The organism is Nocardioides sp. (assembly GCF_031422975.1).
Taxonomy (GTDB): domain Bacteria; phylum Actinomycetota; class Actinomycetes; order Propionibacteriales; family Nocardioidaceae; genus Nocardioides.
In genome coordinates this window covers 1-10,031 of sequence record NZ_JANPEO010000171.1, presented here as the reverse complement: position 1 = coordinate 10,031, position 10,031 = coordinate 1, and the positions used below count along the sequence as shown (strand labels likewise).

Below are 10,031 nucleotides of genomic sequence, written 5' to 3'. Positions count from 1 at the left end.
GAGCGCCTCGGGGTGACCTTCATCGGCCCGAGCGCTGACGCGATGCGCCGGCTGGGCGACAAGATCGGCTCCAAGCTCCTCGCCGAAGAGGTGGGGGTGCCGGTCGCGCCGTGGAGCCGGGGCGGCGTCGACACGCTGGACGACGCGCTGGCCGCGGCCGAGCGCGTCGGCTATCCGCTGATGCTCAAGGCGACCGCAGGTGGCGGCGGCCGGGGCATCCGCCGGGTCGACTCCGCGGCCGAGCTCGAGGACGCCTACCAGCGCACCCGCGACGAGGCCGAGCGTGCCTTCGGCAGCGGCGTGGTCTTCCTCGAGCGCCTGGTGATCGGGGCGCGACACGTCGAGGTGCAGCTGATCGCCGACGGCCACGGCACGGCATGGGCGCTCGGCGTACGCGACTGCACCGTGCAGCGGCGCAACCAGAAGGTGATCGAGGAGTCGGCCTCGCCGCTGCTCGACTCCGACCAGACCGACGAGGTGAAGGCGTCCGCCGAGCGGCTGGCCATCGCCGTGGGGTACGTCGGCGCGGGGACGGTGGAGTTCCTCTACCACCCGGGCGAGCGGTCGTTCGCCTTCCTCGAGGTCAACACGCGCCTGCAGGTCGAGCACCCGATCACCGAGATGACGACGGACCTCGACCTGGTCACGGCACAGCTGCACGTGGCGGCCGGTGGCCGGCTCGAGGGCTTGAAGCCGCCCGAGAAGGGGCATGCGGTCGAGGCCCGGCTCAACGCCGAGGACCCGGACCGCGACTTCGCCCCGTCGCCCGGCCGGATCGTGTTGCTCGACCTGCCGTCGGGGCCCGGCATCCGCGTCGACACCGGCGTCGGCGAGGGCGACACGATCCCAGCCGACTTCGACTCGATGATCGCCAAGATCATCGCCTACGGCCGCACCCGCGCCGAGGCGCTGGCGAGGCTGCGGCGCGCGATGGCGGAGACCACCGTGGTGATCGAGGGCGGCGCCACCAACAAGAGCTTCATCCTCGACCTCCTCGACCAGTCCGAGGTGATCGACGGGAAGAGCGGCTGGGCCGACACCGCATGGATCGACCGTGTCCGGTCACAGGGACGCCTGGTCGTCCACGAGCACTCCGGGATCGCCGTCGTCGCGGCGGGCATCGAGGCCTACGAGGACGAGGAGCAGGTCGAGATCACCCGGCTGCTGATGAGCGCCCACGGCGGCCGGCCCCAGGTGCAGCACAAGGTCGGCCGAGCCGTCGACTTCAAGCTCCGCGGCACGGCGTACAAGGTCACGGTGCTCCAGATCGGCCCACATCGGTTCCGGGTGCGCGTTGCTGCCGCAGGCGTCGAGCACGACGTGGTCGCCGATGTCGAGCGGGGGGACGAGTTCCGCACCCGGATGACCGTCGGCGGCGAGCTCTATCGCCTGGTCACCGCCACCCATGGGCCCGTGCACATGATCGAGGTCAACGGTGTCGCCCACCGGGTGACCCGCGACGAGGGCGGTGTGCTGCGCTCGCCCGCGCCCGCGCTGGTGGTCGCGTCGCCTGTCGCGGTCGGCGACCTGGTCGAAGCCGGCGCCCCGGTGCTGGTGCTGGAGAGCATGAAGATGGAGACGGCCGTGCGCGCGCCGTTCGCGGCCCGGGTCCGCGAGCTCCTGGTGATGACGGGCAGCCAGGTCGAGACCGGCGCCCCGTTGGTGCGCCTCGAGCCCGTGGAGGACGACGACGCCGACGTGGCGGCGCCCCCCGACGAAGCAGCGCCCGCCCTCGACCTGCCCCCGCCCTCCTTCGGAGACTCTGCGGCGGAGCGTGCCGCGCACACGCGCGCGGACGTCGCGGCGATCCTGATGGGCTACGACGTCGACCCGAGCGACGAGGGTGCCCGGATCCTCGACTACCTGGCTGCTCGCGACGACCTGCTGAGGGCCGGCGGCGACGTGGTGCGCGACGAGATCGAGCTCCTCGGGCTCTTCGCCGACCTGGCCGAGCTCGGGCGCAACCGCCCGGCCGGCGAGGACCTGCACACCGAGCTCCGCGTGCACAGCTCCAAGGAGCACTTCCACACGTTCCTGCAGAGCCTCGACGTGGATCGTGGCGGACTGCCCGACCAGTTCCGCGACCGGCTGGCGCGGGTGCTGGCCCACTACGGCGTCACCGACACGGACCGGACGCCGCAGCTGGAGGAGGCGGTGTTCCGGATGTTCCTCGCGCAGCAGCGCTCGACCCCCGACGTGCTGCTGGCGACCGAGCTCCTGCAGCGCTGGATCGCCGAGCCGCCGCCGACCGAGGAGCTCGCCGGCGCCGCGCGCGACCTGCTCGAGCGTCTGGTGAGGTCCACCCAGCTGCGGTTCCCGGTCGTCGGTGACCTGGCCCGCAGCGCCCGCTTCCGGTGGTTCGACCAACCACTCGTCGACGCCGAGCGCTCCAGCGTCCTGGCCGGTGTCCGCGACGAGGTCGCCGCCCTGGCAGCCGATCCGGACGCCCCGGACCGCGCCGAGCGGATCGACGCGCTGGCGGCGATCCCCGAGCAGATCGTCAGGTTCCTGGCCGAGCGGCTCGAGGACGGCATACCCGAGCAGGAGCCGCTGCTCGAGGTGCTGGTCCGGCGCCACTACCGCGAGCACGACCTGCACGGCCTCGCGTCCGTGCCGCGTGCGAGCCGCACCTTCGTGCTGGCCGACTACACGCTCGACGACCGGCCCACCCGACTGGTGTCGACGCTCGGGACCATGGCCGAGCTCACCGACCCCGACAGCTCGTTGAACCGGACGATGGGCGAGGAGGTGGCGGCCCGCGGCGCCGGGGACGATGCGGTGATCGATCTCTACGTGCACTGGCCCGCGGCCCCGGAGTCGCCGGAGACGGCCGCCGAGGAGCTCGGTCGCATCGTCGGCGCCCTCCCGTTCGCCCAACACCTGCGCCGGATCGCGGTCGCGGTCTGCCCGGGCGCGGGCCGCGCGGTCAACTACTTCACCTACCGTCCGCTTCCGGACGGCGGCGTCGTCGAGGACGACCTGGTCCGCGGGGTGCATCCCATGGTCGGGCGCCGGCTCGACCTGTGGCGGCTGCGCAACTTCGTGGTCAGCCGCATCGACGCACCGGAGGACGTGCTCCTCTACGAGTGTGTCGCCCGGGAGAACCCCGCCGACCGTCGGCTCGTGGCGCTGGCGCAGGTGCGCCAGCTGGCCGTCGTACGCGACGAGGAGGGACGGGTGACCGCTCTCCCCCACGCGGAGCGGGCGGTGGAGAACTGCCTCGAGGCGATCCGCCGCGTGCGTACGTCGCGCGGCGCCGCTGGCAGCAGGCTCGACTCCAACCACGTGTGGGTCCAGGTGTGGCCCGACGTCGAGGCCGACCCGGAGCAGCTGACCGCACTGCAGGGCAAGATCACGCCGCTCACCGACGGCGCCGGCATCGCCGAGGTGGTCGCGCAGGGACGGGTGGTGGGCGCGGACGGCACGGCCACGCCGATCGCCATCAGGTTCCACGCCCGGCCCGGCGCCGGCGTCACGGCGTCCCTGGAGGCGCCGCCGACCGAACCTCTCCAGCCCCTCGACGAGTACACCGGCAACGTCGTGCGCGCCCGGCGTCGCGGTCTGGTCTACCCCTATGAGCTCGCCGGCGTGCTCACCGGTCCCGACGGGGGCTTCGTCGAGTACGACCTCGACGACACCGGCGCCCTGGCGCCCGTCACCCGACCGCCGGGCCTGAACAAGGCCGGCATCCTGGCAGCCGTGGTCACGACGCCGACCACGCTGCACCCGGAGGGAGTGACCCGGGTGGTGCTCTGCGGTGATCCGACGAGGGCGCTGGGCGCGGTCTCGGAGCCGGAGTGCTCACGGATCATCGCGGCCATCGACCTCGCCGAGCGGATGCAGGTGCCGCTGGAGTGGTTCGCGCTGTCCGCGGGCGCCCGGATCTCGATGGACTCCGGCACCGAGAACATGGACTGGGTGGCGGCGGGGCTGAAGCGGATCATCGAGTTCACCCAGGCGGGTGGGGAGATCAACGTCGTCGTCGCCGGCATCAACGTGGGGGCGCAGCCGTACTGGAACGCCGAGGCCACCATGCTGATGCACACCAAGGGCATCCTGGTGATGACCCCGGACAGCGCCATGGTGCTGACCGGGAAGCAGTCGCTCGACTTCTCCGGGGGCGTCTCCGCCGAGGACAACTTCGGCATCGGCGGCTACGACCGGGTGATGGGCCCGAACGGGCAGGCGCAGTACTGGGCACCCGACCTGGCCGGCGCCTTCGCCGTACTGATGGCTCACTACGACCACACCTACGTCGTGCCCGGTGAGTCGCGTCCGCGGCGGGCCGCCACCACCGACCCGACGGAGCGCGACGTCTCGTCGTACCCCCACGCGTGCATCGACAGCGACTTCACCACCGTCGGGGAGATCTTCTCCGCGGCCGCCAACCCGGACCGCAAGAAGGCCTTCGACATCCGCACCGTGATGCGGGCGCTGGCCGACCAGGACCACCCGACGCTGGAGCGCTGGGCCGGCATGGCCGACGCGGACACCGCCGTGGTCCAGGACGCCCACCTCGGGGGCTATCCCGTGTGCCTGCTCGGGATCGAGTCGCGGCCCGTCCCTCGACGGGGCTTTCCGCCGACGGACGGACCCGACATCTACACCGCCGGCACCCTGTTCCCGCGCTCCTCGAAGAAGGCGGCCCGGGCGATCAACGCGGCCAGCGGGAACCGCCCGCTCGTCGTGCTGGCGAACCTGTCCGGCTTCGACGGCTCGCCCGACTCGATGCGCAGCCTCCAGTTGGAGTACGGCGCGGAGATCGGCCGGGCGATCGTCAACTTCGCCGGCCCGATCGTCTTCTGCGTCATCTCGCGCTACCACGGCGGTGCGTTCGTGGTCTTCTCCAAGGCCCTGAACCCGAACATGACCGTGCTCGCCCTCGAGGGGTCGTTCGCCTCGGTCATCGGTGGTGCCCCGGCGGCCGCGGTCGTGTTCGCCGGCGAGGTCGAGCGGCGTACGTCGGCCGACCCCCGCGTCCGAGAGGCCGAGGCCAGGATCGCCGACGCCACGGGATCGCAGCGGAGCCGCCTGGTCGTCGAGCTCGCCGACCTGAGGGCCACGGTTCGACCGGAGAAGATCGGCGAGGTCGCCGCCGAGTTCGACGGCGTCCACGACATCCACCGGGCCGTCCGGGTGGGCTCGGTGGACGAGGTGATCTCGGTCGCCCGGCTCCGGCCGCGGGTGATCGAGGCGATCGAGGCAGGACTCGACGGCTCAGGCGGGTGACGCGCCGGACCGTCCTGGGTCCGTACGCCTAGCGAACCTCGAATCGGCGAGCGCCCGACCAGGCCCCGGGGACACCTGCTGCGTCCAGGGCTCGAGCCCGGAACCACATGCGCGCGGCGGGGAGAGCGCTCGTGGAGAACGTCGAGGTGGTGACCGTGCGCAGCACGGTCGGGGAGGCGAAGGTGTCCTGGTCGTCGATCGCGATGGTGTAGCCGGCGGCCCCGGTGACGTCTGTCCAGTCGAAGACGATGTTCTGGCCCACGGAGAAGAGGGCGTCCACCGCCGGTGACACCAGCGACGGAGCCGCGAGCGTGCCGGAGGAGGGCGGGTTGAGGGTCAAGGTGGCCGTCCGGGAGGCGCCGGCAGTACTGGCCGTGACGGTCACCAACGTCTGCGTGCTCACGCTGCTGGTGGTCGCCGTGAAGCTCGCGCTGGTCTGACCACCGGGGACGGTGACGCTCGTGGGCACCGACACCGCGACGTTCGAGCTCGTCAGGCTCACCGCGGTCCCCCCGGCAGGAGCAGCCGCCGTGAGGGTCACGGTGCCGGTAGCGGAGGCACCACCGGTCACGCTCGTCGGTGCGAGTGCCAGCGAGGAGAGCGTCGGCGTGGTGCCGGTGCTCGCCTGCGGGGTGAAGCTGCGGGTCGAGGAGAACGGCCCGAAGACACCGGCCGCGTTCCTGGCCCGCACCCGCCACCACAGCTGACGAGCCGGCAGCGCGCTGACGACGGCCTGGGACACGCTGACGGTCGGGTTGGCGACGTAGGGCGCCGACAGCGTCGAGGTGTCGTCGACCCGGACCTCGTAGCTCGTCGCGTTGGCCACGTCGTTCCAGTCCAGGGTCACCGGCTGCACCAGTCCCGTCGCGCCGTCGCCTGGGCTCATGAGGGTCGGTGCCGCCGGGATGGGCGGGTTCAGGGTCAGCGTCGCGCTTCGGGTCACTCCCCCTGCGGAACCGGAGACGACCACGGGCGTCGGCGCCGCGACGGCACTGGTGCTCACCGTGAAGGTGCGGCTGGTCGACCCGGCGGCCACGGTGACGCTGGCCGGCACGCTGGCCGCCGCCGAGTCGTCGGACAGGGACACCACGGTCCCGCCCGAAGGCTCGGCCGCGCTCAGCGTGACCGTCCCGGTCGAGGAACTGCCGCCCACGAGGGTCGTCGGGCTGAGGGTCAAGGCACTCAGGGACACCGACGCGGAGCGGGTGATGCTCAGGGCTGCGAACTGGGTCGCGGTGCCCAGCGTCGCCGAGAGCTGGACGGTGGTGTTGTCCACGGGGAACGTGGTGACCTCGAAGCTGGCGCTGGTCGCTCCCGCGGGCACCGTCACCGTCGCCGGGACGCTCGCCGAACCCGGCAGGTTGCTGCCCAGGCTGACGCTCGCCCCGCCGGAGGGGGCGGCGCTCCCGAGCGTGACCGTCCCGGTCGAGGGCGTCGCGCCGGTCACGCTGCTCGGGTTCACGCTGAGCCCGGTCAGCACCGGCAGGCTGGGCGAGACCGTCAGGGTGGTCGACCGGGTCACCCCGCGGCCGGTCACCGAGATGGTGACGTTCGTCGGCGCGTCGACAGGGCCGGTGGCGATGTCGAAGCGGCCCAGCTCCGTCGAGGCGTTGATCGTGGCGAACTCCGGGACCGAGGCAACAGCCGGGTTGCTGCTGGTCACCTGGACCCGCTGGTCGTGGCCGGCCAGTTCAGAGAGCGGGATGAGGACCTGCCCCTGGGAGCCGAGGGTGGTCGAGGCGGGCACCAGGGTCAGGCTGTCGGGCTCCGGCGAGGGCGTCAGGGTGAGGAACCAGTTCGCGGTGACCCCGCCGGCGCGGGCCGAGATCGTGACCTGGGTGCGCTTCGCCACGGGTGTGGTGCGGATCGGGAACGAGTCACCGCCGGCGCCCGCCGAGATGGTGTACGTCGCAGGCACGATGGCTGCCGGTGAGGAGCTGGACAGGTCAACGGTGAAGCCGCCCGGAGGGGCAAGCCCGTCACAGAAGCCGGCGAAGCAGCCCACCTCGAGGTCCACGATCCCCAGGAGGTCCGCGCCACCGGTCGCCTTCACCGGGAACAGCTGGAGGGGCGTGTCGTTGAGCGTGGGGGGAAGCAGCGTGATCGTGGTGGAGGCGGAGGTCCCGTTGTACGTGGCGGTGACGGTGACCGGTGTCGGCGTCGTCACGAACCCGACCCGCATCCCGCGCAGGGAGTTGGGGAAGCCGGTGGGAGCCACGAGGACGTTCACCGACGAGCTGCCCGCCGCAATCTGACGCGAGGTCGGAAGCTCGGGCAGCAGCGCCGGGTGGCTCGTGGTCAGCTCGACCGTCGCGCCACCCGACGGTGCGAGCCCGGTCAGGTCGATACTTCCCCGCGCCTCGCCACCGCTGAACTTCCGGGCGGGGAAGGTCACCGCTCCCATCCCCAGGGTCTGGGGGGAGATCGTGAACGTACCCGTCGCCGACCAGTCGGTGTAGGCCTCGGTCGAGCCGACGTAGCCGTGCTGCGAGCGGGCCCGCCAGAACTTGGTGCCGGCTGTGAGCGTCGGCACGATCTGCTGGTTGTCGCTGGTACGGAACGACGTCTCGATCGAGGTGAAGGCGGAGCTGCTGGAGACCTGGACCTGGTAGCCGTCGTCCTGATGGTTCGAGACGTGGGTCCACGAGAGGGTCAGCGGAAGCTGGCGGGTGGTGCCGTTGGCCGGCCCCAGCAGGGTGGGCGGGGCGGGCAGCGGATTGGTGTCGCTGACACTGAAGGCGACCCGGTTCGACGGCGCGCCGACCAGCCCGTCCGCGTTCACGGCCAGGACCCGGGCCTGGAAGCTGCCCTGGTTGGAGGAGTTCAGCGAGATGCGCTCGGTGGTCCCCGGGATGTCCACCTGCCGTACGCGTGTGTCCACCGGGAAGTCCGGGTCGGTGGACTCCTGGAGGATGTAGCTGACCGCCCCTGGGACAGCGCTCCACGAGAAGGTGATGGTCTCCAAGGGGTGGAACCGGGTCGCGTCCCGGGGCGGGTCGAGCGTCGGTGCGCCCGGCACCCCGGCCCCTGCCCCGGTGACGACCACGCTGCGGGCGACGGACCAGGCGCCCGGTTCGAGACTGCGGCTGACCGCCTGCACGCGCCAGAAGTAGGTGCCCGAGGGCAGGCCGCTGACCACGTCGTCGGTGGTCGCCGCCCCTGGCAGCAGCGACGGGCTCCGCTCGACCACCGAGCTGAAGGTCGAGGACCGGCTGAGCTCCCAGTTGTAGCCACCCGCTGCGGTCACCGCCGACCAGGAGATGGCGAAGGGGATGGTGACACTGGCGCCCTCCGCGGGCCCCTGCAGGATCGGAGCGGCGGGCGGTACGGCAGACGCCGTACCGGCCGTGCCGTTCAGGCTCACCAGCGCGAGAATCGTCACCAGGACGGAGACGAAGGCCCGCGCCGTCGCGGTCCTGACACTGGCACCACGGCCCATCATCGCGAGACCTCCCATCGCCTGCCGGTCTGTGAGGACGTCAGGGGCCGCAGGGGTCGCAACATTCGAGAGCGCGTGCGAGGACGACGGGAGATGGCGCCGCGGCCACGATAGGAGTGCCCGGAGCAAGGCGTCTATGGGACTTTCGTCTTAGGACCCTTCACGGGGGCCGAAGCTCAGCCTGAACAGGCGACCGCGACTGCGAGGGCCGTGCAGATCTCGCGCATTCGGGCACCCGTTGCGCAGGCGGATGACCAGGGAGCATGCTGGCGGGATGCGAAACCACGCCCGGATGCTGGCGATCTTGCTGTCGATCCTGCTGTCGAGCCTCGGTGCCCTCCTGGTCGTGCCACCACCCGGGAGCGCCGCCGTGCCGGACCAGCTCACCCGCCAGCACCTGCTCACCCTCGGCGACTACGAGAGTGTCTACCCGACGCTGCGGCAGCCCTCGCGCGTGGTGCTGCGTTCGCCGTTGTTCGCGCCGCGTGGGTGCGAGGACCAGGGACAGGTGGTGCGCGGCTCGACCCGCATCCTGGGCGGCCTGTCCACCGGCGCGCGCCGGCGTTCGGTCGTCCTCATCGACCAGAACCTGGTGCGGTTCGACACCCGCGCGCAGGCACGCTCCGTGGTGGGCCGCTACCGACACTTCAGCAAGGCCTGCGTCGGCGACGTGCGGACTGACGACGGCGAGGGCGGCCGGGTCCTTCTCAAGAACCGCGCGTGGCAGCCGCCGCGCGTCGGTGACCAGTCGGCCGGGATGCTGATCGGCTGGTTCTCCTTCGGGAGCGCCACCTGGCGCCGGGTGCTGGCGGTGCGGGTCGGTCGGACCGTGTCGGTCCTCGACGTCTCGTTCGCCGACGTCCGTCCTCCGCAGGGTCCTGTGCTGGACCTGGGTGGGCTCGCGCTCGACCGCCTCGGCTGACGGGCCCAGTTCCCCTACGAGGCCGAGGGAGACTGAGGAGGGGGGATAGCCCGAAAACTGGAAGAAACCACAGGCGGACCTGCGGTTTTCGGGTGGTGGGCACGTGCCGGAACCGGGACGTGCACCTGCGACACTCTGCGACCTCAGCATTTCGTGACACCTTGACGCCATCATCGCGGCAGATCCGGATGCGTCCACCTCGTCCGCACCCGCACCACGGCCGAGGCCCGCACCACGGTCGGTGGCTCGGGTCCCGGGCCATCCTGATCGGATTCATCCACGGTGTGGGTCAGGGCCGCCGTGGGATCCTTGTCAGTGGGGTCGCAAAGACAAGGAGGGAGACATGGCAGCAACCGGTTTAGAGGTCATCCAGGAGATGGTCGAGCGCACCAACGCCCACGACCTTGAGGGCATGGCGGCGTTGATACACAAGGACTACCA

3 protein-coding genes are annotated in these 10,031 nt (G+C 71.6%); 2 read left to right on the top strand and 1 reads right to left on the bottom strand.

Annotated features, from left to right (window positions below; all coding sequences use genetic code 11):
• Nucleotides 1-12 precede the first annotated feature (12 nt).
• Nucleotides 13-5,229: a carboxyl transferase domain-containing protein gene (locus RMO85_RS05365; RefSeq protein ID WP_310527054.1), complete on the top strand. Its 5,217-nt coding sequence runs from the start codon at nt 13-15 to the stop codon at nt 5,227-5,229.
• Nucleotides 5,230-5,257: 28 nt separating this feature from the next.
• On the opposite strand, the gene RMO85_RS05360 is transcribed toward RMO85_RS05365, so the two are convergent.
• On the bottom strand, nt 5,258-8,686 hold the full coding sequence (locus tag RMO85_RS05360; RefSeq protein ID WP_310527051.1) for a hypothetical protein: 3,429 nt from the start codon (nt 8,684-8,686) through the stop codon (nt 5,258-5,260).
• A gap of 256 nt (nt 8,687-8,942) precedes the next feature.
• On the opposite strand from RMO85_RS05360, the gene RMO85_RS05355 reads away from it, so the two are divergent.
• A complete protein-coding gene (locus tag RMO85_RS05355; protein ID WP_310527048.1) occupies nt 8,943-9,590 on the top strand; it encodes a hypothetical protein in 648 nt (215 codons plus the stop codon).
• Nucleotides 9,591-10,031 lie beyond the last annotated feature (441 nt).